Origin of the sequence: Hydrogenophaga pseudoflava (assembly GCF_004353865.1) — a bacterium.
Lineage (GTDB): Bacteria > Pseudomonadota > Gammaproteobacteria > Burkholderiales > Burkholderiaceae_C > Hydrogenophaga > Hydrogenophaga pseudoflava.
This window is the reverse complement of record NZ_CP037867.1, coordinates 4,796,596-4,820,848: the sequence shown is the minus strand read 5'-3', so window position 1 is coordinate 4,820,848 and position 24,253 is coordinate 4,796,596. Positions and strand designations below refer to the sequence as shown.

Annotated in this window: 21 protein-coding genes; 3 read left to right on the top strand and 18 right to left on the bottom strand. The window is 69.5% G+C overall.

The features are described 5' to 3' along the window. Positions 1-75 precede the first annotated feature (75 nt). The 3 genes from HPF_RS23130 to bfr form a co-directional block, all read right to left on the bottom strand. The gene (locus HPF_RS23130; protein WP_079364791.1) at positions 76-2,382 is read right to left on the bottom strand and encodes an NADP-dependent malic enzyme; all 2,307 of its coding nucleotides are present in this window, start codon (positions 2,380-2,382) and stop codon (positions 76-78) included. A 205-nt stretch (positions 2,383-2,587) separates the two neighbouring features. Then, entirely contained in the window at positions 2,588-2,800 is a 213-nt protein-coding gene (locus HPF_RS23125) for a (2Fe-2S)-binding protein (RefSeq protein ID WP_066159489.1), read from the bottom strand. Positions 2,801-2,910: 110 nt separating this feature from the next. Continuing rightward, on the bottom strand, positions 2,911-3,387 hold the full coding sequence (bfr, locus tag HPF_RS23120) for a bacterioferritin (protein WP_066159482.1): 477 nt from the start codon (positions 3,385-3,387) through the stop codon (positions 2,911-2,913). Between the two features lie 220 nt (positions 3,388-3,607). On the opposite strand from bfr, the gene HPF_RS23115 reads away from it, so the two are divergent. From HPF_RS23115 to HPF_RS23105, 3 genes are all read left to right on the top strand, one after another. Further along, complete coding sequence (locus HPF_RS23115) at positions 3,608-3,934, top strand: hypothetical protein (protein ID WP_066159479.1); 327 nt, start codon at positions 3,608-3,610, stop codon at positions 3,932-3,934. Positions 3,935-3,948: 14 nt separating this feature from the next. After that, a complete protein-coding gene (locus HPF_RS23110; RefSeq protein ID WP_079364792.1) occupies positions 3,949-4,389 on the top strand; it encodes a hypothetical protein in 441 nt (146 codons plus the stop codon). 100 nt (positions 4,390-4,489) lie between these two features. After that, complete coding sequence (locus HPF_RS23105) at positions 4,490-5,911, top strand: class II fumarate hydratase (protein WP_079364793.1); 1,422 nt, start codon at positions 4,490-4,492, stop codon at positions 5,909-5,911. A 102-nt stretch (positions 5,912-6,013) separates the two neighbouring features. On the opposite strand, the gene HPF_RS23100 is transcribed toward HPF_RS23105, so the two are convergent. The 15 genes from HPF_RS23100 to HPF_RS23030 all read right to left on the bottom strand — a co-directional run bounded on the left by HPF_RS23100 (position 6,014) and on the right by HPF_RS23030 (position 24,249). Continuing rightward, entirely contained in the window at positions 6,014-7,951 is a 1,938-nt protein-coding gene (locus tag HPF_RS23100) for a hypothetical protein (protein WP_133157958.1), read from the bottom strand. 86 nt (positions 7,952-8,037) lie between these two features. Beyond that, positions 8,038-8,400: a hypothetical protein gene (locus HPF_RS23095; RefSeq protein ID WP_066159467.1), complete on the bottom strand. Its 363-nt coding sequence runs from the start codon at positions 8,398-8,400 to the stop codon at positions 8,038-8,040. A gap of 126 nt (positions 8,401-8,526) precedes the next feature. Then, positions 8,527-9,561, bottom strand: coding sequence for a DUF1513 domain-containing protein (locus tag HPF_RS23090; protein WP_243721653.1), 1,035 nt, complete (start codon positions 9,559-9,561; stop codon positions 8,527-8,529). A 136-nt stretch (positions 9,562-9,697) separates the two neighbouring features. Next, entirely contained in the window at positions 9,698-10,762 is a 1,065-nt protein-coding gene (locus tag HPF_RS23085; protein WP_133157957.1) for an imelysin family protein, read from the bottom strand. A 10-nt stretch (positions 10,763-10,772) separates the two neighbouring features. Further along, a complete protein-coding gene (locus tag HPF_RS23080; RefSeq protein WP_133157956.1) occupies positions 10,773-12,278 on the bottom strand; it encodes a di-heme oxidoreductase family protein in 1,506 nt (501 codons plus the stop codon). A gap of 6 nt (positions 12,279-12,284) precedes the next feature. Then, complete coding sequence (locus HPF_RS23075; protein WP_133157955.1) at positions 12,285-13,472, bottom strand: imelysin family protein; 1,188 nt, start codon at positions 13,470-13,472, stop codon at positions 12,285-12,287. A gap of 70 nt (positions 13,473-13,542) precedes the next feature. After that, positions 13,543-13,911, bottom strand: coding sequence for a DUF3325 family protein (locus tag HPF_RS23070; protein ID WP_133157954.1), 369 nt, complete (start codon positions 13,909-13,911; stop codon positions 13,543-13,545). Then, on the bottom strand, positions 13,904-15,616 hold the full coding sequence (locus HPF_RS23065; protein WP_133157953.1) for a PepSY-associated TM helix domain-containing protein: 1,713 nt from the start codon (positions 15,614-15,616) through the stop codon (positions 13,904-13,906). The genes HPF_RS23070 and HPF_RS23065 overlap by 8 nt, the downstream gene beginning before the upstream one ends. A gap of 12 nt (positions 15,617-15,628) precedes the next feature. Further along, a complete protein-coding gene (locus HPF_RS23060) occupies positions 15,629-15,934 on the bottom strand; it encodes an iron uptake protein (RefSeq protein WP_079364801.1) in 306 nt (101 codons plus the stop codon). 38 nt (positions 15,935-15,972) lie between these two features. Beyond that, positions 15,973-18,129 (bottom strand): TonB-dependent siderophore receptor, encoded by a 2,157-nt coding sequence (locus tag HPF_RS23055; RefSeq protein ID WP_133157952.1) that lies wholly within the window; start codon positions 18,127-18,129, stop codon positions 15,973-15,975. 44 nt (positions 18,130-18,173) lie between these two features. Then, positions 18,174-20,330: a TonB-dependent siderophore receptor gene (locus HPF_RS23050; protein ID WP_133157951.1), complete on the bottom strand. Its 2,157-nt coding sequence runs from the start codon at positions 20,328-20,330 to the stop codon at positions 18,174-18,176. A 168-nt stretch (positions 20,331-20,498) separates the two neighbouring features. Further along, positions 20,499-21,449: a 1-phosphofructokinase family hexose kinase gene (locus HPF_RS23045; RefSeq protein WP_079364869.1), complete on the bottom strand. Its 951-nt coding sequence runs from the start codon at positions 21,447-21,449 to the stop codon at positions 20,499-20,501. A 44-nt stretch (positions 21,450-21,493) separates the two neighbouring features. Continuing rightward, a complete protein-coding gene (locus HPF_RS23040) occupies positions 21,494-22,027 on the bottom strand; it encodes an MOSC domain-containing protein (protein WP_079364871.1) in 534 nt (177 codons plus the stop codon). Between the two features lie 46 nt (positions 22,028-22,073). Further along, a complete protein-coding gene (locus HPF_RS23035) occupies positions 22,074-23,471 on the bottom strand; it encodes an aminopeptidase P N-terminal domain-containing protein (RefSeq protein WP_079364804.1) in 1,398 nt (465 codons plus the stop codon). A 43-nt stretch (positions 23,472-23,514) separates the two neighbouring features. Next, positions 23,515-24,249, bottom strand: coding sequence for a nucleotidyltransferase family protein (locus tag HPF_RS23030; protein ID WP_279512604.1), 735 nt, complete (start codon positions 24,247-24,249; stop codon positions 23,515-23,517). Between the last annotated feature and the right edge of the window lie 4 nt (positions 24,250-24,253).

The window sequence follows — 24,253 nt, the reverse complement described above, 5'->3', positions numbered from 1 at the left end:
AGCAAGTTGTTGCTGCTTAATTAAGCAGGTTGAGCAGGGGCAATTGTGAAAATTAGTTAGTGCTTGCTATATGCATCAACCTTGGCGCTGCACGTTGGCTTCGGCCACCGTGAGGGCGGTCATGTTGACGATGCGGCGGACGGTGGCGCTCGCGGTGAGAATATGCACAGGTTTTCCCACCCCCAGCAGCATCGGGCCGATGGCGATGTTGCCGCCAGCCGCGGTCTTGAGCAGGTTGTAGGCGATGTTGGCCGCGTCGATGTTGGGGCAGACCAGCAGGTTGGCGTCGCCCTGCAGGGTCGAGCGCGGCATGATCGAAACCCGTGCATCGGCGTCCAGCGCCACGTCGCCGTGCATCTCGCCGTCCACCTCCAGCCATGGTGCATTCGATTGCAGGATGGCCAGGGTCTCGCGCATCTTGACCGCGCTGGGCTGGTTGCTGGAGCCGAAGTTGCTGTGCGAGAGCAGCGCCGCCTTGGGCGTGATGCCGAAGCGCATCATCTTGCGGGCCGCCATCTGGGTGATCTCGGCCAGCTGTTGGGCCGTGGGGTCGTAGTTGATGTGCGTGTCCACCAGGAACACCTGGCGGCCGGGCAGCATCAGCGCGTTCATGGCGGCGTAGCAGTTGGAGCCTTCGCGCTTGCCGATCACCTGGTCGATGTAGTCCAGGTGCAGCTGGGTGTTGCCCCAGGTGCCGCAGATCATGCCGTCCACGTCACCGCGACGCAGCAGCATGGAGCTGATCAGGGTCAGGCGCCGGCGCATCTCGATCTTGGCCAGCTGCTCGGTCACGCCGCGGCGTTCCATGAGCTGGTGGTAGGTGGTCCAAAGCTCGCGGTAGCGTGCGTCCTGCTCGACGTTGACCACGTCGTAGTCCAGACCCTCCTTCAGGCGCAGGCCGAACTTCTCGATGCGCGCGGCAATGATGGTCGGCCGGCCCAGCAGGGTCGGGCGGGCCAGGTTCTCGTCGACCACGATCTGGCAGGCGCGCAGCACCCGCTCCTCTTCGCCCTCGGCGTAGGCGACGCGCTTCTTCAGTGCCGTCTTGGCGGCCGCATACAGCGGCTTCATGATGGTGCCGGAGGCGAACACGAAGCTCTGCAGGCGCTGCTTGTAGGCGTCCATGTCGGTGACCGGTCGCAGCGCCACGCCGCTGTCAGCCGCAGCCTGCGCCACGGCCGGCGCGATCTTCATCATCAGGCGCGGGTCGAAGGGCTTGGGGATCAGGTACTCGGGGCCGAAGGCCAGTTTCTCGCCCGCATACGCGGCGGCCACCACCTCGCTCTGCTCGGCCTGGGCCAGCTCGGCAATCGCGTGCACCGCGGCGATCTCCATCTCGTCGGTGATGGTCGAGGCGCCGGCGTCCAGCGCACCGCGGAAGATGTACGGAAAACACAGGACGTTGTTGACCTGGTTCGGGTAGTCGGTGCGGCCGGTGGCCATGATGGCGTCGTCGCGCACCGCCTTGACGTCTTCGGGCGCGATCTCGGGGTTCGGGTTGGCGAGCGCGAAGATCAGCGGGTTGGCGGCCATCTTGGCGACCATCTCCTTCTTGAGCACGCCACCGGCTGACAGGCCGAGGAAGACATCGGCGCCTTCGATCGCCTCGCTGAGCGTGCGCTGCTCGGTCTTCTGAGCGAACACGGCCTTGTCAGGGTCCATGAGTTCGGTGCGGCCTTCGTAGACCACGCCGGCCAGGTCGGTGACCCAGATGTTTTCGCGCGGCAGGCCCAGCTTGACCAGCAGCTGGATGCAGGCCAGCGCGGCGGCCCCGGCGCCCGAGGTCACCAGCTTGACTTTCTTGACGTCCTTGCCCACGACCTTCAGGCCGTTGAGCAGGGCAGCGCCGACCACGATGGCGGTGCCGTGCTGGTCGTCGTGGAAGACCGGGATCTTCATGCGCTCGCGCAGCTTGCGCTCAATGTAGAAGCAGTCCGGCGCCTTGATGTCTTCGAGGTTGATGCCGCCGAAGGTGGGTTCGAGTGCCGCGATGATCTCGACCAGCTTGTCCGGGTCCTTCTCGTTGATCTCGATGTCGAAGACGTCGATGCCCGAGAACTTCTTGAACAGCACGCCCTTGCCTTCCATCACCGGCTTGGCCGCCAGCGGGCCGATGTCGCCCAGACCCAGCACGGCGGTGCCGTTGGTGATGACCGCCACCAGATTGCCGCGGCTGGTGTACTTGAAGGCGTTGACCGGGTCGGCCACGATTTCTTCGCAGGGCGCAGCCACGCCGGGCGAGTAGGCCAGCGCCAGGTCGCGCTGGTTGACCAACTGCTTGGTGGCGGCAATGGCCACTTTGCCGGGGACGGGTTTCTCGTGGTATTCGAGGGCGGCGCGGCGCAGCTCTGCGCGCTTGTTCTGTGCTTGTTCGGTGCTCATTGGACTGTCTCCGGCGAGGTGATTCTGCAATGCGAAACGCTATTGCGCATTCTAAATCTTGGGATTCGGCATGACCATCGTTTTTTTGCGAACGGATGGTTCGGGTGCCTGTGACATTCTGGGCCGGAATCCGGCGCGCGCAAGCACGGTTTTCCACAGCAAAAAGCCGCCCCGGGGGCGGCTTTTTGCTGCAAGGGGTCCGGAATCAGGCCGGCGCCGGTGCCTCGGTCTGCAGTTGCAGGTGTGCGGTGGGCTGGGAGGGGCGGCACTGCATCCACACGGCGCGGGCGCTGGACTCGCACTGCCCGCACTGGGTGGCCACACCCATGTCGATCTGGATGTCGTCGAAGCTCGCGCCGCAGCGCGCGGCCTGGGCGATGGCTTTGTCATTCACACGGCGGCAGACACAGACGATCATGGTGGCAAGGGGTCAGAGGAAGAACAAGCAAATGATAATTGCTCGCATTCAAACCGCAAAGTCCCCTGTGTGCCCAGGGAATTGACCCCCGGTGTCCGGGGGATCTCCGGTCAGCCCTCGTCGCCCATCTGGCTCTGCAGATAGTTCTGGATGCCCACCTTGTCGATGAGTTCGAGCTGGGTTTCGAGGAAGTCGATGTGTTCCTCGGTGTCGTCCAGGATCTTCATCAGCAGGTCGCGCGAGACGAAGTCGCGCACCGACTCGCAATAGGCGACGCCGTCCTTGATGGTGGCCTGCGCACCGCGCTCCAGCGCCAGATCGCTGCCCAGCATCTCGGGCACGTTTTCGCCGATGTTGAGCTTGCCCAGGTCCTGCAGGTTGGGCAGGCCGTCGAGCATGAAGATGCGGTCCATCAGCCAGTCGGCGTGTTTCATCTCGCCAATCGACTCTGAATATTCCTTCTTGGCCAGCTTGTCCAGGCCCCAGTGCTTGAGCATGCGGTAGTGCACGAAGTACTGGTTGATGGCGGTCAGCTCGTTCTTGAGTTGGGCCTGCAGGTGGGCAATGGCTTGCGGGTCGCCTTTCATGGTGAGCTCCTTTCTTGAAAATTGGCAGCGCTCGACCCGCATTGTGGCGTCGCGCCGCGCCGACACCAAACGCCGGACAGGCAGCCGCACTTCGGCAGTTGAATAATGAGAATGATTCTCATATACTGAGTCATCTGTTGACCGCCAGCCAGCCAGGCTCCGTTGCGACGCCTGTTTCCTGCCAGCCAGCGATGGAACCCACCGGCATGGAGGCCCTCCCGTGAATCATCCCGACACCCCGATCAACGCCTGCTGCGACGAGGAATATGTGCTGCCCTCGGTGGAGGCACTCATGGCCGGCACGCTGGCCCTCATGACCGGCTATGCGCAGGCCGCCGCGGGCGACCTGCACCGGTCGCTGCTGGCGCGCAAGCTGGTGTCCAACCTGTTTTTCCTGTCCGAGCACCCTCAGGTCTCGCCCCACATGCGCTGCATGCTGGCCAACCTGAGAACGCGCTGGCAGCTGGAGGTCGAACAGGGAGGTGCCCCGAGGTGCGTACCGGCCCCCACGCCGCTGTGGCACAGCGCACCGGAGGTGCTGCAGTGAGTGGCCGCCCCGCCATGGCCAGACACGAAGCGAGGGCCCTGGTGGTGCGCGAGCTGGTGGCCGAACACGGCGTCCTGTCGCGGCGGCTGGCACAGCTGCAGCAGCGTGTTGGCGATCAGTTGCAGGCCAGCGCCCGGCGGCAGGCGGCGCTGGACGGAGAGAACATCCGGTTGCGCGGCGAACTCGTGCGGATGCGCACGGCCGTGGCCTGGGACCTCCGGTCGGCAGCGCTGGTCCCGCGGGCCGCGACCGGCCCGCGTGGTCTTGCTCCGCGCATCGCTCCCGGGCTGCTCGAGGCCCAGGCCGTGATCTGCCAGACCGGCTGTGCCGGCCACGCCCACCCCTGGCTGGAGCCCGACGGACAGTGCCGGCGCACCGGGCAGGCCTGTGATCGGCTGGAGGACGAGACCCTGTCCACCGCCACCCGCGGGGCTGGCCCGTCGGACCCGGAGTGACCCTGCCCGCAGTGGTCGCATCGGGGGGCACCGGGGTGGTGCCCGGCGGACGGGCGCACCATGGCGCCCCGGCCCTGCGGCCATCCGATGGGAGCGTCCCATGATCCCTCCCCACACGTCCGGTCCCGCGGCGGAAAGCGGCGACTGGCGCACCGAACACGATTCCATGGGCGCGGTGTCTGTGCCGGCCCAGGCGCTCTACGGTGCGCAGACCCAGCGCGCCGTGCTCAATTTTCCAGTCAGCGGCCAGCCGATGCCCCCGCTCTTCGTGCGCGCGCTGCTGCAGCTCAAGGCCGCCGCCGCGCAGGCCAACGGCGAGCTGCAGGCCATTCCCGCCGCCGAGGCCGGGGCCATCGCGCAGGCCTGCGCCGCGCTGCTGGCGCTGGACGATGCGGCGCTGATGCTGCACTTTCCTGTCGATGTCTTCCAGACCGGCTCGGGCACCAGCAGCCACATGAACGCCAACGAGGTGATCGCCACGCTGGCCAGCCGAGCGCTGGGCACACCGGTGCACCCCAACGACCAGGTCAACGCCAGCCAGAGCAGCAACGACATGGTGCCCAGCGCCCTCCACGTGGCTGCGGCGCTGGCCCTGCACCAGCGCCTGCTGCCGGCGCTCGACCACCTGGTGGCGGTCACGCAGACCAAGGCCGCGCAGACCCATGGCTACGTCAAGACCGGGCGCACCCACCTCATGGACGCGACGCCGGTGCGCATGGGCCAGGCGCTGGCCGGCTGGGCGGCGCAGCTGGAGGCGGCGGCGCTGCCCCTGCGCGCTGCGGCCACCGCGCTGCAGCAGCTCGCGCTGGGCGGCACCGCGGTGGGCACCGGGGTGAACGCCGACCCGCGCTTCGCGCCGCTGTGCGCCGCCGCACTGGCGCGCGCCACCGGCCTGCCGTTCGCGCCCGCCGCCAACCGCTTTGCGCTGATGGGCGCGCAGGACACGGCGGTGGCCACATCGGGCGCGCTCAAGACGCTGGCGGTGGCGCTGATGAAGATCGCCAACGACCTGCGCTGGATGAACTCCGGCCCGCTCGCGGGCCTGGGCGAGATCGAGCTGGAAAGCCTGCAGCCGGGCTCGTCCATCATGCCCGGCAAGGTCAACCCGGTGATCCCCGAGGCCACCGCGATGGTGGCGGCGCAGGTGATCGGCAACGACACCACCCTCACCGTTGCCGGGCAGTCGGGCAACTTCGAGCTCAACGTGATGCTGCCGGTGATCGCGCGCAACCTCCTGGAGAGCATCGGCCTGCTGGCGAACGTGATGCCCCTGCTGGCCGACAAGGCCATCGCCAGCTTCAGGGTCAACGAGGCGCGGCTGCAGCAGGCGCTGGCGCGCAACCCGATCCTCGTGACGGCGCTCAACCCGCTGATCGGCTACGCAAAGGCCGCCGAGATCGCCAAGCAGGCCTACCGCGAGGGTCGGCCCATCGTCGATGTCGCGGTCGAGCACACCAACCTGCCGCGCGAAGAGCTGGAGCGGCTGCTCGACCCGGCGCGGCTGACCGGGGAGGAGGGGTAGCCCCCACGCTCCGCCGCTGCGCGGGTCGCTGCCCCCCCGAGGGGGTGCGAATTCAGCTTGGGGCGGCCCGGCGCTGAATTCCTGGCCCCCACGCTCAACCGCTCAGGCCATCGCGCGCTCGGGCGCGGCGTGGGTCGGTGCAGCAGGGGCTGCGGCGGTGCGGGCGGTGTCCTGCGTCTGCGCATGGGCCGTCTGCTGCGCCTGCGCCAGGTGCTGCTCTGCGGGCCGGGCCTGCGCCTCGCGCACGCTGAACTCGCTGACCGGTGCGCCTTCCTGCACCATCGCGATCCGCTCGCCGTCCTTGCTCAGGTGGAAGGCGCGCACCTCGCCGCGGTGCGCATGCGCCTGCGCGTGGCTCACCGCTGCTGCGCTGACGCGGTCGATGCGCTCGTCGTCCAGCCCCCGGGCGCGCAGCCCGGGTGCCAGCTGCTCGCGGGCCAGCGCGTGGTGGCGCTGCTGTTCGGGCGTGAGCGAGGTCTGACTCGAGCGCGTCGGCGCGGCCTGAGGGTTGCGGGGCTTCAACTCGGCGGGCAGCTCCGGCGGCGTCAGGCCGCGCTCCTTGTAGGCCTCGCGGATCGCGCCCAGGTGACCGATGTCCCGCCACAACTCGTTGGCCCCCTGCTGTACGCGCCCGGCCTGGCGCTGCTGCGCCAGCGCCTTGGGCCAGCCCTGGTCGACGTTGTTGTGCGAGTCCTTGTTCGCTTGCAGTGCCTCCACCGTGCGGCGGCCCTGCGCCACCACGCCAGCGAACTGCTGGTGCTTCTGCGCCAGCTGCTGAGGGCTCAGCGCACGGTAGTTCTCCAGCGGTTCGTGGGGCAGGGCGCGTGGGTACTGCTCGTGCACCGCGTCGCTGTAGGCCCCGCGCACCGCATCAAGGGGCTTCTTGCCGGCGTCGATGTGGCGGGCCAGGGCGTCGTTCACATCGTCCTTGTCCACCTTGGGGAAGCGCGCGTGCATCGCTTCCCAGCCCTGGTCGATGCCGGCCCGGCCCTCGAAGTAGCGCACGTTGCGTTCGGCTTCCTGGCCGAAGGCGGTGCTGGCCGCGTCCAGCCGGGTCTGCAGGCGTGCGCGCTCGGCCGGGTCGGTGGTGTGCGAAAGATCTTCCCTGTGCCCATTGATCTGGCGCAGCAGGCGGCCTTCCTTCGACACGTAGTCATAACCCAGCTGCCCCACCTCGCGCCCCAGGGTTTTGGTCCACTGCTGCAGGCGCGAGTCCTCGTAGAGCTTCTCGGCGCCATAGGCTGCGGCGCCACCGGTGGCCAGACCGCCCGCGATCGGTCCGACCGGCCCCGTGACCGGGCTGGTGAGCGCGCCTGCGGCGGCGCCGGGAATGGCACCCACGGTGGCCGCGCCGCCGGTGATGGCGGTCCGGGCGGCCTGGTTGGCGGTCTCCTCGCCGCCGCGCACCCACTGCTCGCGGTTGGAGCGCGCGGTGTCGATGGCCGCGTCGACCTGGTGCTTGGCGTCGACGGCGCCGTAGGCCGTGCCCAGCACGCCCGCGGCTTTGCTGGCGGGACGGATGCCGTGCTGGATGGCGGTGGAGAGGGGCAGCCGGTTGTCGATGGTCTTGACCAATTCCGCGGGTTCGTAGAGCTGGCGGTTGGGCGTCAGAAACTGCCTTGCGCCACCTGGTTTGGTGACTTGGCCGTCCAGCTCGCTGGTCGGCGCCACGGTGTTGACGAAGACTTCGGTGGGCGCTTTGGGAGTGATCTTGTAGACGTCGTATTGGGGCGATTCGCTGGCGACGGGGAGGGCGAAGTGTCGCGAGAGGTTCTTGCGTTGCTGGATGGCTGCGTCGAGGTCGGCTTCCTTGGCCCAGAACGGAGAGTAGGGTGAAGGTTGCTGGCCTTTGGGGACGATCTTGACCAGGGGCTCGTCGAGCATCTCCATGCGGGGGAGTTCGCGACCGGAGGTGATCTGTTTGATGGCTCGCTCTTGGAGATCAGGCAGCGGCGTGTTGGGTGAGGCCTCATGCAAGAGGTCGAGATAACGCTCGCCTCCAGGCGTTTCAAGAAAGCCCAAGGCGGCTTCTTTGCTCACCCCACGAGTCACAAAGGTTTCCGATTTGGCGACAACGTCTTGTGGGTATCGCTGCTTTAGGGCTTCTGGCGTCAGGTCGGGGTCGCTCATGAAGCATTCCCCATGCCTTTGGATTTGGCAGCCACTCGGGCTTCAAATTTCGCCAGGATCCGCTTTTCCTGCTCTGACAAACCGCCTTCCAGTTCGATGCCGAAGTCCACGTAGGCGCTCTCCAGGTCTGGATCCGCAAATTCGCGAAACAGACCTTCAGACGACATTGCCCAGCGGAACGGCAGCTCGAACCTGTCCGGTATCGGCTCCAGAATGCGGCCGGCCTTGGCGTCGTCGATCATGGGTTGCATGACCTTCAACACATGTTGAACGCTCTCCTCATTCGGATACTGCTGGCACACCCATTCAAGGCGCTCGGCGGCGGCCTTGAGCTTGGCGGGATCGATCTTCTGTGTCATGGTGGCTTCCCTGAAAACGGTTGTTGTGAACGACGAACCGGGATGTTCCCACACCCCGGCGGCGCCCGGTTCAACCGTTTGCGGCCCACCGCAACCGCCCTTAGGCGGCGTGGTCCGGCGCGGTCTTCAGCCCACCGGGACCCAGTGGTTGTCGAGCTGCAGCGGTGCCGCGGCCGTGCGGGCCTCGCCCTGCGCGCCTAGCACGCCGGAGGCGCCACCCAGCCACCAGCGGCCGTCGCGGCTGGCCAGCGCGCAGGCCTCGCGGTGCGCCAGCGCTTGCCGCCAGACCCCGCGCGCGTCGTACAGCGCCAGCTGGTTCACGCGCGGGCAGCTGACGGCGAAGCCGCCGCCCGGCCAGGCGCAGATGTCGCCGCCGTAGCCGGCCACCGGCGGCTGGCCTTCCGCCGCGCGCAGGGTGCGGCCGTCCCACACCGCCAGCACCGGTGCAGCCGCCTTGTCGCTGGACTGCGGGTGTTCGGCCTGCAGCGCGATGCCCAGGGTGACCGAGACCGGGTCGAAGGCCAGGTGGCGCAGGCTCAGGAACGGGTCGGCCAGGCGCCACTGACCCAGCAGCTCTCCGCTGTCCGGGTGCAGCGCCACCAGGGACGCATCCATGCGGCCGAGTTCGCGCTTGCTGCGCCCGGTTTCGGGCAGTGTGGGAATGCCGCCGTTGGCGACCATCAGCGTGCCGGCGGGCAGGTCGCCCACCGCCTGCGGCAGCGCCAGCAGCTGGTGCGGGTCCATGCCGTGCGTGGCCCACTCGCCGGCCTTCTCCAGCGACGCCGCGTCGCGCACGCCGATGCGGCCTTGCGCGGTGTCGAGGTCGGTCTCGGTGGTCCAGAGCGTGGCGCTGCCGGTGCGCGCGATCACATGGCCGTTGAAGCGTCGGTCCTCGCCGATCCAGTGCCACTGCGTGCGGCCGCTGGCCTGGTGCCAGCGCAGCAGCCAGTCGCCCGGCCGCCGCGCGACCGCCAGCACCGAGCCCACGGCCTCGGCCCACAGCCCATGCGCCCGCGTCGGCACCACGAGCGAACGCTGCACCGACCACGACGAATCACCCACCGACAGCAGGCCGATGTGCTGTTCGGTGCCGCTCTGCCAGGCGGCGAGCAAGGTGGTGTTCTTCGCTGCACCGGCCCAGGTCGGTACAGAAGCAGCCACGCCTGCGACCATGAGCAACAGCCGCCGGCGCGAAATGCCTTCATCCAGCAGCCACCGCGGAACCGGCTTTGCCGGGCCGCCAGTGGCGTCCCCCCTCAGGGGGGAAGACGCCGAAGGCGGCGCAGGGGGGAGGCCCTTAATCACCATCCGCATCGGAGAACCCCAGCGGCACGTCCAGCGTCGCCGCCACTTCCGTCTGAAACAGCGTGGTCACGCCCTTGAGCGTTTTCGACAGCGCCATCAGCTCCTTCTCGCCCGCCTTCGCGGGTAGTGCGGCGATGGCCGCATCGGCGCGGTCCAGCGCCTGGCCCCAGCGCTGCGCCAGCGCGATCTGGCCCTTGCCCATCAGCAGGGCCTCGATGGGCACCAGGCCCTGGCCCGGCTGCGGCGGCTGGGCGCGTTGCGCGGCGCTCAGGCGCGCCTGCGTGCGCAGCGCCTGCCACTGCGCGCGCCATTCAGCGGCGTTGTCGGCAGGGGCCAGACGGGCGAACTCGGGAGCATGGCCCTTGCCGGCCGTGCGGGCCTTCTGCACCGGCTGCTCGATGTGGGCCCAGCGCAGCCGCTCCAGACCGCCGAGCCACTGGTTGATCCACTCGGCGAAGGCGCTGCGGGCGGCGTCCTCGTCGCTGGTCCAGTCGCGCGCGGCGAGTGCGTCGAACCCCGTGCGCAGTGCCACCGCCTCGGCCTCGATGCCTTCGGCCACCAGCACCAGGTAGGGGCAGTGGGCGGGCGAGGGTGGGGCGGCCAGCAGCTGCTCCATGGCCGGAAAGCCCTTGGCCGGTGTGCCGACGGACTCCATGTCCGCCAGTGTCTGCGGCGCGCGCGCCAGCGCCTTGGCCAGCAGGGCCGGCCGCGTGGGCCAGAAGTCGATCTGCCGCTGCGAACGGCGCTCGATCACCGGGCCCAGCGCGGGGCTGGACAGGGTCTGCCACGACAGCAGGGCGCGGCGCCAGGCGTCCTTCAGCGCCGCGGGGGCGGCGGGCCCGGCGCAGTGCTGGCGCGCGGCGGCGGTCAGGGCCTTGGCCTGGGTCTCGAAGTCGCGCGCCAGCGGCGGCAGGTGCTGGGCGTACAGGCCCTGCAGCGCGTCCTCGCCGCTGTAGTAGGGGAAGGCGAGCGCGCCACCGGTCTGCGCGTGCAGACCCGTGACGGGCAGCGCCGCGGCGGCCAGCAGGCCGGCCAGGGTGTGTCGGCGGTTGATCATGTGCGGCCCCTCACAAGGAGTTGACGAACGCGACCAGCGCGTCGCGGTCCCGCTTGCTGAACTTCAGCACCTGGTCTTTCGACGCCTGCGCTTCGCCGCCGTGCCACAGCACGGCTTCGAGCACGCCGTTGGCGCGGCCGTCGTGCAGCAGGCGCTGGTGGCCGTTCACGTCCTTGAACAGGCCCACACCCCACAGCGGCGGCGTCTTCCACTGCCGGCCGTTGGCCTGGAAGTCGGGCCGGCCGTCGGCCAGGCCCTCGCCCATGTCGTGCAGCAGCAGGTCGGTGTAGGGCCAGATGCGCTGGCCGGCCACCTTGGGGCTGGTCAGGCGCGGGAACAGCGGCTCGCCGGTGGTGTAGCTGGGCCGGTGGCAGGTGGCGCACTGGGCCTGCGCGAACAGCGCCTGGCCGCGCAGCACCTGCGGGTCGTCGGGCTTGCGGCGCGCGGCCGGGGCCAGGGTGGCGGCGTAGAACACCACATCGCCCAGGGTCTGGTCGTCGATCTCGGGCACCTGCGCGCTGGCCTGCGACGAGGGCATCAGCCCGTCGTGGCCGGTGCGCTTGCCGCCGCCGTGCGGTGCGGCCAGACAGTCTTTCTGCGCGGGCGTGCAGGCCTCGCGCCAGTTGACGCTGCTGGTGATGCCCATGTCGCCCAGGAACGCGCCCGCGCTCTGGTGTGCCAGGCTGCCGGTGTTGGCCTTCCAGCCGAAGCGGCCGATGACCTCCTTCTGCGCGAAGGCGTCCCAGACGCGGTTGGGCTGGCCCTTGACCGGGCCGGGCGCGGCGGCCTGCTCGCGCGCGTTGGCCAGGATCTCGCTCTCGGGAATCGCTTCGAGCAGGCCCAGGCCGGCCATGTGCGGCGCGATGCGCGGGCTGACCATGACGTCCCTGGCCATGGCGCCGTAGCCCAGGTCGGTGAAGCTGTAGACCGGCTGGTGCAAGGTGTAGCGGGTGCCATCGGCGAAGCGGCCATGCACCGGGGTGCTGCGGATGCGCACCGTGCCCTCGGCCTTCACGCCCTGGATGGCGGCGTTGTTGAACTGGTCACCGTAGGTCGGTTCGGGCACGACGCCGTCGTGCGGCGCGGGCGTGCCCGGCACCGAGAGACGGAACAGCAGCGCCACCGTCGGGTCGGGCTCGGGGCCGAGCGTCTTTTTCCAGTCGGGCGGCGCGCCGCGGCCGTCCATCACGTGGCAGCCGGCGCAGGAGCGCGCGATGAAGTGCGGGCCCAGACCGTCGCGCGCCGTGGTGGAGGCGGGGGCCTCGACCCAGTTGCGCTTGAAGAAGGAATTGCCGATGACAAAGCGCGTGCGCTCGGCATCGTCCAGGTTGGCCAGCGGGAAAGAAAAGGAGTTTCTGCCCGTGGTGTGCACGGTGGTGGCGCCGCCGGTGAACTCGCCCAGCGGGTCCGGGTCGGCGTCGGCGGCGGCGGGTCCGACCAGGACCCACGCCGCCGCACCGATGGCAGCGGCCCCCATGGCTGGCGCGAAGCGCGTGGCTTTGGGTAGGAAGTTCATGAAGGATCAGGGCTCCACGAGGGTCAGCTTGGCGATGCCGACGGCGGAGGCCGACTCGACCAGCAGCTTGGACTGCGACACCAGGCTGGCGATGGTTTTCTCGATGGCCGGGCGGCCGGCCGAGCCCTTGACGATGGCGCGGTCGAACGGTGCGGGGATCGCTTCGGCGCCCTTCACCGAGTCGGCGATCTGGGCCGTGGTCTTCTCGGCCAGGGCCGGGTTCTTCGCGGCCACCAGGTCGCGCACGCCCGGGCCCTTGAGCATGCTGCCGTCGCGGCGCGTGTACTCGCCGGTCCACACGTTCTGGATGCCCTTGGCGTTGCTCACCACGTCGCGGTGCGTGTTGTCGGAGAAGCAGGAGTGCTCGTCTTCCTGGTCCTGCGAGTTCAGCGCCACTTCCATGCGCTCGCCCGAGAGTTCTCCGCGCGAGAGCGAGCCCAGGCCGACGATGATCTTGCGCACCGACTCCTTGCCGCCCTTCTCAAACTTCGCGCGGTAGTTCTTGGCGTTGGGTTCCCAGGCCTTGACCATGGCCGACAGGTCGTCGACCAGCAACTCGGTGGCCACGGTCAGGTACTGCGCGCGGCGCTCCGCGTTCTGGCCCTTGCCCACCACATAGTCCTCGAACGACCGGTTGCCCGGGCCGGTCTCGCTCTGGTCCTGGCCCCACAGCAGGAACTCGATGGCGTGCCAGCCGGCGCTGATGTTCTCCTCGCCGCCGCGTTCGTTGGCCTTGGCCAGTGCCGCCTTGGTGATCTTGAACTTGGCGTTGTTGACCATGCCGGCGCCGGGCTTGCCGGTCACGTAGTCCACATAGGCCTCGTCCAGCGGCCAGGCGTTGATCTGACCCTCGGGGCCCTTGTCGTCGTCGATCGGGCCGCCGTAGAAGCGGAAGGCTTCCGTCTGGCCGTAGAACTCGCGGGCATGAAGCCAGGCCTTGCGGGCCTTGGTCAGACCGTCGGCCGAGGGCGCCTTGGTGAACTCGGCGATGGCGGCCTGCAGGTCCTTGGCGGCGGCCAGGGTGTCGGCGTAGTTGGCGTGCACCAGGGCGGCGTAGTGGGTGGCCACGGCCTTGTGGTCGACGGCTGCGGCCGCCGCGGCCGCGGGTGCGGCGGTCTGGGCGTGGGCCGGCAGCGAGGCGGCGGTCAGGGAAGCCAGGGCCAGCACGGCGGCGGCGACGGTGTGCAGTTTCATCGGTGGTTGCTCCTGAGAAAATAAATGAGAATGATTCTAGTTTGAAAAACTTAAGATTCGTTGACGCCATTCACCGGATGTCGACTGGGCCTGGTGAGGATTGTTCGCGGCGCAAGGATCTGAAAGGCTCGGCAGAGGCCCAGGGGCGCAGCCAGTGCGTCCGCCAGGCCAGCAACTGACCCACGCCCAGCGCGCTGCCGGCCAGCAGCATGGTCCACACCAGCACCGCCATCGACGGCCGGTCGGCCGACAGGCAGGCCAGGAGCGAGAGCAGCAAGGCGGCTGCGCCCAGGGCCCGCAGCCGCCGGCGCGGGCGCAGCGCCTCGTCGGCGTGCCGGTGCATCACCTGGCCCCAGTGCACCTCCATCGCCAGCGCGAGCCAGGCCATGCCGTTGAAACTCAGCACCCCGGCCAGCAGCAGCCACAAGGCTTCAGACATGGGCCACCTCCGCCACCGCATCGCTGCCCGCCGGGGCGGCTGTCGCGCGAGGCGCAGCCTGTTCGCGCCGGGTCAGCAGGCGCGCCGCCCAGCCGGCGATGGCCGCGCTGGCCAGCAGGCTCAGGTCCACGCCGGCCACGGCCCAGTAGGTCTCGGTGAACACGGTCTTGACCAGGTGGTCGCCGGTGGTGAGGGCGTTGAGCGCCACCGCCGCCACGGCCAGCGCAGCGATGGCCCAGCACTGCTCGCGCCAGGCCGGGTTCATGCGGGCCCGCGCCACCGGGGCGCTGCGCACCAGGGCGTGCACCAGGGCCAGCGCCCAGACGCCGAAGAAGACGGTCTTTTCCCAGTCGCCCTTGCCCGCCAGGTCGGGCGGCAGCAGGCGGTTGGCCACCAGCATGCCGATGGCGGCGATCACCATGCCGGTGACCGTGGTCACGGCCAGCGCGTCGACCACGCGGCTGCCCTGCCCGCCCGCCTTCGCGTGCTTCTGCTTGCGCTTCTCGACGAAGAAGACGAAGCCGGTGGCGATGCAGACGCAGCCCAGCAGGCCGCCCAGCACGTAGAGCCAGCGCAGGAACCAGTGTTCGAAATGCTGCAGGTGCAGGCCGGTGAGGAACTCGTTGACTTCCGAGACCGGGCTGCGCGGCGGGTCCTCGCGCAGCAGTTCACCGGTGCTGCCCTTGAAGTGGATGCCCTCGCCCACCAGGGCCACACGGTCGCTGCCAGCGCGGTAGACGCTGACGTAGCTGTTGGCGTCGCCCACGTGGTGCACCACCAGGAAGCCCACCTCGCCCGCCATGTCGCGCGCGGCCCAGCGGCGCTTGGCCTCGGCCACCATCGTGTCCACCGAGGCCAGGGGCGCGGGCACACCGGCGGCCTCGTGGGGCAGGCCGGTCTCCTGCGCCTCCATCACCTCGTGCTGGTCGTGCAGGCCCTTGAGCTGGAACTGCGAGACCGGCAGGAAGTAGAAGGCCGCAAAGATCACCAGGCCGGTGAAGGCGAAGAAGAAGTGGAAGGGCAGCGCGACCACGCCGGTCATGTTGTGCAGGTCCAGCGCGCTGCGCTGGGTGTGCTTCTTCGGCCGGAATGTGAAGAACTCGCGGAAGACCTTGCGGTGGATCACCACGCCGCTGACCAGGGCGGCCAGCATCACCAGCGCGGCCAGGCCGACGAGGAAGATGCCCAGGTTCTTCCATTGCCAGTTCAGGCTGTAGTGCATGGGGTAGAACCAGTCGCTGCCGATCTTGAGCTGGTCGGCGCGCACCACGGCGCCGCTGCGCGGGTCGATGGTGGTTTCGCCGTGGATGTGGTTGTGGCCGTCCGGGTCTTTGGCCAGCGGCACCTTGAAGCCGATGCCCATGCGCAGCACCGGGTCGCGGTGGGTGGTGTAGGCCCAGTACTCGTCGGCCGGCAGTTCGGTGCGCGGCGTCATCGGGCCTTTCGCCGGGTCGTGCAGCGTGGCCATGTTGGCCGCGTAGTCGGCGGCGTCGGGTTCTATCTTCCTGAACGCCGGCAGCAGCACCCGGTCGAACGAGGGCATGGGCTGCGGGTCGAAGCGCGTCTGCGGAATCGCCCAGCGGTCGATCTCCCGGTCGAACACCGAAAGCGAGCCGAAGAAGAACACCACGATCAGCACGAAGCCGATCACCAGGCCGAACCAGGTGTGCAGCCAGGCCATGGACTGCCGGAAGTTCTGGAACATGGGGGTTTCCTTTCAGGACAGGATCGCGCGCTGGATCGCCCAGGCGGCGGTGAACAGCAGGGCCGCGCCCCCGGCCAGCACGGCCCAGACGCGGGCGATGCTGGCGGCGGCGAAGCTCCAGAGGAACAGGCCCAGGAACACCAGGAAGGCGAGCATGAGCACGCCCATCTCGGCGTCGTGGTACGCCACGCCCAGGCCCGTCAGCGCGGCCACGCCGGCGGCCGCAAAGCCCCAGGTGAAGGCGTAGGCGCCGAAGATGCCGGCGGTCACACGGGCGGTGATCGCCGGCCAGCGAAGCGAGTTGTGGGGATGTGCCATGGTGGGGGTGTGCAGAGGATGGGAGGAGGCGGAGCCACTCAGAAGCGATGCTTGAGCGCGAGGGTGAACTTGCGCGGTTCTCCCTGCGTGTAGCCGCTCCAGGAGCTGTCGTAGAAGACCTTGTCCAGCAGGTTGCTGATGTTCAGTTGCACGGAGGTGCGCGGGGTCAGGGCATAGGCCGCCATGACATCCACGAGGGCGTGGGCGGGCTGGCCGACCCGCTCTTCCAGACCGGTGACCGGGTGGGTCGCCGTGACCGGAGGCCTGCTTTCCCACACCAGACCACCGCCCAGGCTCAGCTTCTGCAGGGCACCGCCGAGGGTGTGCCGGGTGAACAGCTTGAGTTGCTGGCGCGGGTGCTCGGTCACCACATGGGCGCCCTGTGCGTCGCGGGCGCTGAACTGGGTCCAGCCGGCGCCCAGTTGCCAGCCGGGGGCCACTTCGCCCGACACCTCCAGTTCGACACCCTGCGACTCGACCCCCTGCGCAGCGCGCGAGGCCACGGTCGCGGTGCCCGGTACGAAGTAGCCCGCATCGGGCGTGGCGAGGTTGTCCTGGTCGGTGCGGAACACGGCGGCCGAGGCGTTGAGCCTGCCGTTGAAGAACTCGCCCTTGATCCCGATTTCCGAGCTGTCGCCTTCCAGCGGGTCGAGGTACTGGCCGTGGCGGTCCTTCTCGGTCTGGGGCTTGAAGATGGTGGTGTGGCTGGCGTAGACCGACAGGTGGTCGTTCAGGTCGAAGACCACGCCGGCGTAGGGCGTGAAGACACTGCTGTGCCGCAGGGTGTAGGCCTCCGCGGTCCATGCGCCGACCTCACCCTGGCGTTTCCATTGGCTCACGCGCCCTCCCACGATGAACTTCAGCGCGTCGGTGATCTGCAGGCGCGACGCCGCATAGGCACCGGTCTGGGTGGTGGTGTCCCGGCTGGCCAGGTAGAACGGCGACATGGCCGGTTCGGGGTAGCTGCCGTCCCATTCGTTGAAGTTGCCCACCTCGGGCAGGCCCGAGAGGGCGTCGCGGTTGTCCCAGCCGTCCTTGAGCTGGCTGTGCATCACGCCGACACTGAGTTCGTGTTCCCGCCCGCCCAGGCGGAAGGGGCCGCTGGCCGAGACACTGGCGTGGTTCTGCGTGGGCTCGGCGTGGTAGTGGTAGGGATAGGCGGACATGCCCAGGCCGGTGGACCGGTCGGGCGTGCCCATCACCCACAGCAATTTGGAGTCTTCCACCTGCTTGCGGTGGGCGAGGTCGGCGCGCACGCGCCAGCGGTTGGCCAGCCGGTGTTCCAGGCTGGCGAAGGCCGTGGTCTCTTCGGTGTCCCACTGGTTCCAGCGCGTGGCGGTGGTCTTGGAGCGGTCCCATTGGGTGCGCCCACCGTCGGCGTACCAGTAGGTCAGTCCCCCCCAGTAGACGCCGTTGCGCTGGCGGGTCTCGTGGCTCGCGCCCACGCTCACGCGCGTGCCGGGGGCCAGATCGGCGTCCACCACGCCGTAGAACACGCTGCCCCGGGTGTTCTCCAGGTCGATGAAGGCGTCCTGGGCGTCGGCGCTCAGCACCACGCGCCCGCGCACCGACGCGTCGCTGTTCAGCGGCGTGCTCAGGTCCAGGGTGCCGGCGCGGTGGTTCCAGCTGCCGAGCTCCGTTTCCACCGTGGCCGTGAAGGTCTTGCTGGTGGCGTGCTTGCGCACCAGGTTGATGGCCGCGGACGGGTCGCCCGCGCCGTTGAGCAGTCCGGTGGCGCCGCGCACCACCTCGATCCGGTCGAAGGGCGCGGTGCTGATGGTCTCCGCGCCGATGTTGCCGGTGAACATGGGCACGCCATCGAACTGGTAGTTGGTGATGAGGAAGCCGCGCGCCGACAGGCCGTTGCGCCCGCGGTCCATGCTCTTGAGCGAGACGCCGGGGGTGGCGCGCAGCGCGTCCTCGACCGTGTCCATCGCCTGGTCCTGCATGCGCTCGCTGGTCACCACGCTCACCGACTGCGGCGTGTCGCGGATCGAGAGTGGCAGGCCGGTGGCGGTCGACGTGGCTTCCGTCGTGTAGGAACCCGAACCCTCCGAGGTGGCGTCGGGTGTTCGCTGGGCCTTGACGGTGACGGGCGCGAGCGTGGCTTCTTCGGTGGACTGCGCCTGGGCCGGCAGGGTCAGCAGACAGGCGGCGGACAGCGCCGCGCAGAGGGACGTGAGGGGGTGGTGCATGGCGGATCGGGACGGCGTGGGTGGACGAGGCGGGGCGTGTGGCTTCAGTACGCCCAGTTCAGCGTCACCGAGGCGCTGCGCGGCTCGCCGTAATAGTTCTGGTCCCACAGCAGGCTGTTGAGGTACTTCTGATCGGTGGTGTTGCGAAGGTTGGCCGTCAGGCTCCAGTGCTGGCTGAAGCGGTAGCGCGCCATCAGGTCCAGCAGGGCGTAGGCGTCCTGCGCCGAGGTGATGCCGCCGCCCTGGTCGCGCGAGATCGCGCTTTGCCACTTCAGGCTGGCGCCCAGCTCCAGGCCGGGCACGGCGTCGATGGCGACCGTGGTCGACAGGCGCAGGGTCTGGCGCGGCACGAAGGTGCGCACGTTCTGGCCGTCCTCGCCCTTGATGCGGTTCTGCGCGTAGCCTGCGCTCAGCTGCCAGCCCGGGGCCACGGTGCCGGCGATCTCGGCCTCGAAGCCGCGGGCGGTGGCGTCGACCCCGCGGTAGTAGGAGATGCCGTTGGCAAAACCGGCGTACTCGGCGGTGTTGTCCTGCTGGGTGCGGAAGACGGCGAGGCTGGCGTTCAGGCGCTTGTCGCTCGATTCGAACTTCAGGCCCAGTTCGCCGGTGCGGCCCTCCACCGGGTCGAGCACCGCGCCGCTGGCGTCCAGCTCGATCTGCGGGTTGAAGATGCTGGCGGCGCTGCCGTAGACCGAGACGTTCGGATGGACGTCGTAGACCAGGCCGGCAAAGGGCTGGGTCTTGCTGGCGCGGTAGTTGTGGTCGACGCCGTACTGCACGCCCGCGCTGCTGGCGCGCGTGAGGTTCAGCCCGGCGATCAGCTTGAGGCTGTCCGAGAGGCTGAACTTGCCGGCGCTGTAGACCGTGCGGCGCTTGTCGACGCGGTTGCCGAAGGCCGAGACGCCCTGGTCGAAGTCGGGCATCGCGAAGCTGCCGTCCAGCACCTGCTGCAGCGTCAGCGCCTGGCCCAGGTCGTCGTAGCTCGACGCCATGTCGACCTTGTTGCGGCCGGCCGAGGCGCCGAACACCGCTTCGTGCCGGCGGCCGCCGAGCTGGAACGGCCCCTTGAACTGCAGGTCGGCGAGGGTCTGGCGCTCCTGGTGGTCGTAGGTCGAGGGCCAGCTGAACAGGCCGGCGCCGGTCGCGCGGTCGGGCGTGCCATAGATGTAGAGCATGGCGGTGTCCGAGCTGATGCGGCGCTGGTTGAGCGTGGCCTTGGCGCTCCAGCCGTTGCCCAGGTCGTGCAGCAGCTCGGCGAAGCTGCGGCCGTCGTCGGTGTCCCAGCGGGCCCAGGCGGGCGCCGAGCTGGCCGAGCGGTCGTAGTCGATGGCCGAACCGTCGCTGTAGTACAGCGGCAGCGCGCCCCACATCAGGCCCTGGGGCCGGTTGTTCTGCTGGGCGTGGCCCAGGGTCAGCACGGTGGACGGACCCAGGTCGGCCTCGATCACCCCCGAGGCCACCTGCTTGCGGGCGTGGTAACGGTCGAGGTAGGAGTTCTTGTCCTCATCGGCCACGATCACGCGGCCGCGCAGGCTGCCGCTGGCGTTCAGCGGGCCGGCCACATCGGCGTCGACCCGGCGCAGGTTCCACGAGCCCAGGGTCAGGCCGGCGCTGGCCTGCAGCTTCGCGGTCGGGCGCTTGCGCACGAAGTTGACCGTGGCCGAAGGGTTGCCGGTGGACGAGAGCAGGCCGTTGGCGCCGCGCAGCACCTCCACGCGGTCGTAGATCGCGGTGTCCATGTCGCCGTTGAGCAGGCCCGAGGCGAAGGGCAGGCCGATGCCGTCCTCCTGGAAGTTGGTGATGTCGAAGCCGCGGGCGGAAAAGTAGGTGCGGTCGGTCTCGACCTTCTCGACCTGCACGCCGGTCACCCCGGACAGCAGGGTGCGCACCTCGTTGAGGCCGAAGGCCTGCATCTGGGCCTGCGAGGTCACGCTGATGGACTGGGGCGTCTCGCGCAGGCGCAGGTCCAGGCCGGTGGCCGAGCTGGACACCGACGCGCCGAAGGCCGGCGACTGTTCGGTGGGTGCGGCGCTGGCGCTGTCGCGCACGACCACCGTGCCCAGCATGGGCTCAGGCGCGGCGGGTGCCGTCTGGGCCAGGGCGGACGGGGTCAGTCCGAACAGGACCGAACTGGCGAGGGCGATGCGGGAAGCGAGGGCGAGCGGGCTGAGCGCTGCCGGGGCAGACAGGTGGGTGTTCATGGGTCAAGAGACAGCAGTTCCGTCGTACGACGGGGGTCATTGGCTGGCTCTTGACGGCGCGCGGCGGGAGGCGCGCCCGTGGCTGGCTGGTCTTAAATGATAACCATTATCAATAAATGCCTCAAGACGTTGCCCTCGCCGCCCGTCCGCAGACCGGGCACTGCCGCGTCAGGCCACTGCCCGCACCTGGACCTTGGTGAACAGCCGCCGCACGTCGTCCGGCCGTGCGAGCCCGGTGCCGGCGGTCAGCAGTGCGGCCGAGCCGGCGGCCACGCCCCAGGCGAAGGCCTGATCCATCGGCATGCCGTGCTGCCAGGCCCAGACCAGGCCGGCGACGAAGCTGTCGCCCGCGCCCACCGCGCTGGCCACCGGCATGTCCAGTGGCGGTGCGAACCACATCGCCTCGCGCGTGACCAGCAGCGCGCCCAGGTGGCCCAGGGTCAGCGCCACGATCTCGCTCCGGCCGTCCAGCACCAGCTGGCGCGCCGCGGCTTGCCACTGGGCCGGCGTCTCCAGCGTCTGGCCGCTGAGCTCGGCCAGCTCCTTGAGGTTGGGCTTGAACAGGAACACACCCTCGGCCAGCGCCGCCGCCAGCGCCGGCCCGGAGGCGTCGAGCACCAGCCTGGCGCCGCGCTGGTGGCACAGGCGCGCGACGCGGGCGTAGAAGTCGGCGGGCACGCCCGGCGGCAGGCTGCCGCTGGCGACCACCAGGTCAGGGAAGTCGCTCAGGCTTTCGAGGTGCTGCAGGCAGGCCATCCATTCGGCCTCGCTCAGGTGCGGGCCGGGCATGACGAAGCGGAACTCGGCGCCGGTGCTGTGCTCGTGCACGGTGAAGCTCACGCGGGTTTCGTCGGCAATAGGCAGGAACACGCTGTCCAGGCCCTCGTCGCGCATGCGCTTCTCCAGCCACTGCCCCGGGGAGCCGCCGGTCGGGCACAGCGCCACGCAGCGCCCGCCCAGGCGGGTGAGCACGCGCGCCACGTTGACGCCGCCGCCGCCCGCGTCGTGCAGCGTGTCGCCGCAGCGCAGCTTGTGCGTGGGCACGACGGATTCGGTCTCGGTCGCGAGGTCGACCGAGGGGTTCATGGTCAGGCAGAGGATGCGGGGCGGGGTGTTCATGCGGCGGTTGTACCGCATGCGCCGCCCGGCGGCTTTGCCCGGCCTCAACGGATGTGTTTGGCCCGCTTGGCGAGAAAGGCCTGCGCCACGGTCATGCCGCGCCGGCCGGGGCGCACCACGATGTCCTGTCCGGCCTGCACCGTGCCCGGCTGCGCCACGGCCAGGTACCAGCCGCAGTTGCAGGCGTCCACCATGAGGCGCCCTGCGTCGGGCAGACCGGCTACGGCATTGAACTTCGAGCAGGGTTCGCGCGGCGCGGTGACGCGCAGCACCAGATCGCCGATGACCCATTCGTCGCCGATCCACACCTCGCTCTCGCGCAGGCCCTCCACGCTCAGGTTCTCGCCGACGAAGCCGAACGGCAGCGGTTCGTCGAACATCGACACGCCGCGTTCGCGCCGCAGGCGCTGCCAGGTCGGCAGGTGCTCCACCGGGTAGGCGTAGACCGCCTTGTCCAGGCCGCCGTGGTAGGCCGGGTCCGCCTGTTCGTCACCGGCCAGGCCCAGCGGTCCGACCGCCACCGCGCCGCCCACCGGCGTCTTGCCGATGGCCGACAGCACACGCCGGTCACCCACCATCAGGGGGCGGACCACGCCGGTCTGGACGCTGACGATCCGCGTCACCTCAGCCGCGCATCAGCGCTTCGATCTCTTCGGCCTTGACCGGCACATCGCGCGTGATCAGCTCGCAGCCGCTGTCGGTGACGATGGCGTCGTCCTCGATGCGGATGCCGATGTTCCAGAACGCCTCCGGCACGCCTTCGCCCGGGCGCACGTACAGGCCGGGCTCGATGGTCAGCGCCATGCCCGGGCGCAGGATGCGGCTGGGGCGGTCCTTGATGACTTCGCCCGAGAGCGGGTCCTTGCGTTCGTTCACCGTACCCACTTCCGACGGTTCGACGTAGCTCCCGCAGTCGTGCACGTCCATGCCCAGCCAGTGGCCGGTGCGGTGCATGTAGAACGGGAAGTAACTGCGGTTGGCGATCACGTCCTGTGCGCTGCCGACCTTGTTCTTGTCCAGCAGGCCCACGTCGAGCAGGCCCTGCGCCAGCACGGCCACCGTGGCTTCGTGCGGGTCGGTGAAGCGGTTGCCGGGTTTTGTCGCGGCCACGGCCGCGTCCTGCGAGGCCAGCACCAGGTCGTAGAGCGTGCGCTGCGGGCCGGTGAACTTGCCGTTCGCGGGGAAGGTGCGCGTGATGTCGCTGGCGTAGCCGTCCAGCTCGCAGCCGGCGTCGATCAGCACCAGCTCGCCGTCGCGGATGGGCGCGGCGTCGGCGCGGTAGTGCAGCACGCAGGCGTTGGCCCCGGCGGCGACGATGCTGCCGTAGGCCGGGTACTGCGAGCCGTGCTGGCGGAACTCGTGCAGCAGCTCGGCGTCCAGGTGGTACTCGCGCACGTCCTGCCCGGCGCGCAGCATGGCGGCGCTCCTCTGCATGGCGCGAATGTGGGCGCGTGCGCTGATCTGCGCCGCGCGCCGCATCACGGCCTGCTCGTGCGCGTCCTTGATCAGGCGCATCTCGTCCAGCGGGCCGCACAGGTCGCGCTGCTGTTCGGGGCACAGCGCGCCGTAGCGCACGCGGGCGCGCACGGGTTCGAGCCAGCCGTTGATGCGGCCGTCCAGCCCCTTGTGGGTGGCGAACGGGTACCAGACCACGCTGCGGTTTTCCAGAAGCTTCGGCAGGCGCTGGTCCAGCTCGCTCACGGGGAAGGCGGCTTGCACGCCCAGCGCGTCGGGCGCGGCGGCCGGGCCCAGGCGGATGCCGTCCCAGATCTCGCGCTCGGCGTCTTTCGGGTTGCAGAACAGCGTGGCCTCTCCCTCTGCAGTCAGCACCAGCCAGGCGTTGGGCTCGGTGAAGCCGGTCAGGTAGTAGAAGTAGCTGTCGTGCCGGAACAGGAAGTCGCTGTCGCGGTTGCGCTGCTGCTCGGGCGCGGTGGGCACGATGGCGATGCCGCCGGGGGTCAGCTGCGCGGCCAGGCGGGCGCGGCGCTGTGCGTAGAGGGTGAATGAGGTCTGGGCGTCCATCGCCGCATTGTGCGGCTTTTGTTTGCTCGCGCGCGGCGCAGGGTCAGCGGTTCAGCTCATCGAGGCGCTCGGGCGTGCCCACGTCGGTCCAGGGCCCGGTGTAGAGCTCGGCACCCACGCGCCCGGCGTCCATGGCCTTGCGCAGCAGCGGCGCCAGCGGCTCGGCTGTGCCCTGCGGGTTGCCCGGGACGGTGTCGCTCCATGGCGACTCGAACAGCTCGCGGCGGTACAGACCGATGGTGCTGTAGGTGAAGCGCTCGCCGTCGGCGGTGTTCAGCGCGCGGCCGTCGGGCGACAGACCGAAATCGCCCCGGGGGTTGTGCGGCGGGTTGGGCACCAGCCAGAGGTGGGCCAGCCGGTCGCTGGCGACGAAGCGGTCCACGCTGTCCTGGCTGAAGACGAAGTCGGGCGCGTACACGTCGCCCGCCAGCACCCAGAACACCTCGCCCAGCAGGGGCAGGGCGCGCGAGATGCCGCCCGCCGTCTCCAGGGCGTAGCCGAAGTCCTGCCCTTCGTGCGAGAACCGCAGCTCGGCGCCCGGGTGGTGCTGCGGCCAGTCGGCGAAATGCGCCGCGATCTGCTCGCCCAGCCAGCCGGTGTTGATCACCAGCCGGTCAAAGCCGCCCCGCGACAGCGCTTCCATGGCCCATTGCATCAGCGGCTGGCCGCGCAGTGGCAGCAGGGGTTTGGGGGTGATGTCGGTGAGCGGCCGCATGCGCATGCCCCGGCCGGCGGCCAGGATCATGGCGGGAATGGGCGTGTGAAGGGTGGAGGCCATGGTG

Excerpts from the sequence above, each read along its gene's own strand:
- HPF_RS23130 (WP_079364791.1), bottom strand. The coding sequence starts at position 2,382 with ATGAGCACCGAACAAGCACAGAACAAGCGCGCAGAGCTGCGCCGCGCC.
- HPF_RS23125 (WP_066159489.1), bottom strand. The coding sequence starts at position 2,800 with ATGATCGTCTGTGTCTGCCGCCGTGTGAATGACAAAGCCATCGCCCAG.
- bfr (WP_066159482.1), bottom strand. The coding sequence starts at position 3,387 with ATGAAAGGCGACCCGCAAGCCATTGCCCACCTGCAGGCCCAACTCAAG.
- HPF_RS23110 (WP_079364792.1), top strand. The coding sequence starts at position 3,949 with ATGGCCAGACACGAAGCGAGGGCCCTGGTGGTGCGCGAGCTGGTGGCC.
- HPF_RS23105 (WP_079364793.1), top strand. The coding sequence starts at position 4,490 with ATGATCCCTCCCCACACGTCCGGTCCCGCGGCGGAAAGCGGCGACTGG.
- HPF_RS23095 (WP_066159467.1), bottom strand. The coding sequence starts at position 8,400 with ATGACACAGAAGATCGATCCCGCCAAGCTCAAGGCCGCCGCCGAGCGC.
- HPF_RS23085 (WP_133157957.1), bottom strand. The coding sequence starts at position 10,762 with ATGATCAACCGCCGACACACCCTGGCCGGCCTGCTGGCCGCCGCGGCG.
- HPF_RS23080 (WP_133157956.1), bottom strand. The coding sequence starts at position 12,278 with ATGAACTTCCTACCCAAAGCCACGCGCTTCGCGCCAGCCATGGGGGCC.
- HPF_RS23075 (WP_133157955.1), bottom strand. The coding sequence starts at position 13,472 with ATGAAACTGCACACCGTCGCCGCCGCCGTGCTGGCCCTGGCTTCCCTG.
- HPF_RS23070 (WP_133157954.1), bottom strand. The coding sequence starts at position 13,911 with ATGTCTGAAGCCTTGTGGCTGCTGCTGGCCGGGGTGCTGAGTTTCAAC.
- HPF_RS23065 (WP_133157953.1), bottom strand. The coding sequence starts at position 15,616 with ATGTTCCAGAACTTCCGGCAGTCCATGGCCTGGCTGCACACCTGGTTC.
- HPF_RS23060 (WP_079364801.1), bottom strand. The coding sequence starts at position 15,934 with ATGGCACATCCCCACAACTCGCTTCGCTGGCCGGCGATCACCGCCCGT.
- HPF_RS23055 (WP_133157952.1), bottom strand. The coding sequence starts at position 18,129 with ATGCACCACCCCCTCACGTCCCTCTGCGCGGCGCTGTCCGCCGCCTGT.
- HPF_RS23050 (WP_133157951.1), bottom strand. The coding sequence starts at position 20,330 with ATGAACACCCACCTGTCTGCCCCGGCAGCGCTCAGCCCGCTCGCCCTC.
- HPF_RS23045 (WP_079364869.1), bottom strand. The coding sequence starts at position 21,449 with ATGAACACCCCGCCCCGCATCCTCTGCCTGACCATGAACCCCTCGGTC.
- HPF_RS23040 (WP_079364871.1), bottom strand. The coding sequence starts at position 22,027 with ATGGTGGGTGACCGGCGTGTGCTGTCGGCCATCGGCAAGACGCCGGTG.
- HPF_RS23035 (WP_079364804.1), bottom strand. The coding sequence starts at position 23,471 with ATGGACGCCCAGACCTCATTCACCCTCTACGCACAGCGCCGCGCCCGC.
- HPF_RS23030 (WP_279512604.1), bottom strand. The coding sequence starts at position 24,249 with ATGGCCTCCACCCTTCACACGCCCATTCCCGCCATGATCCTGGCCGCC.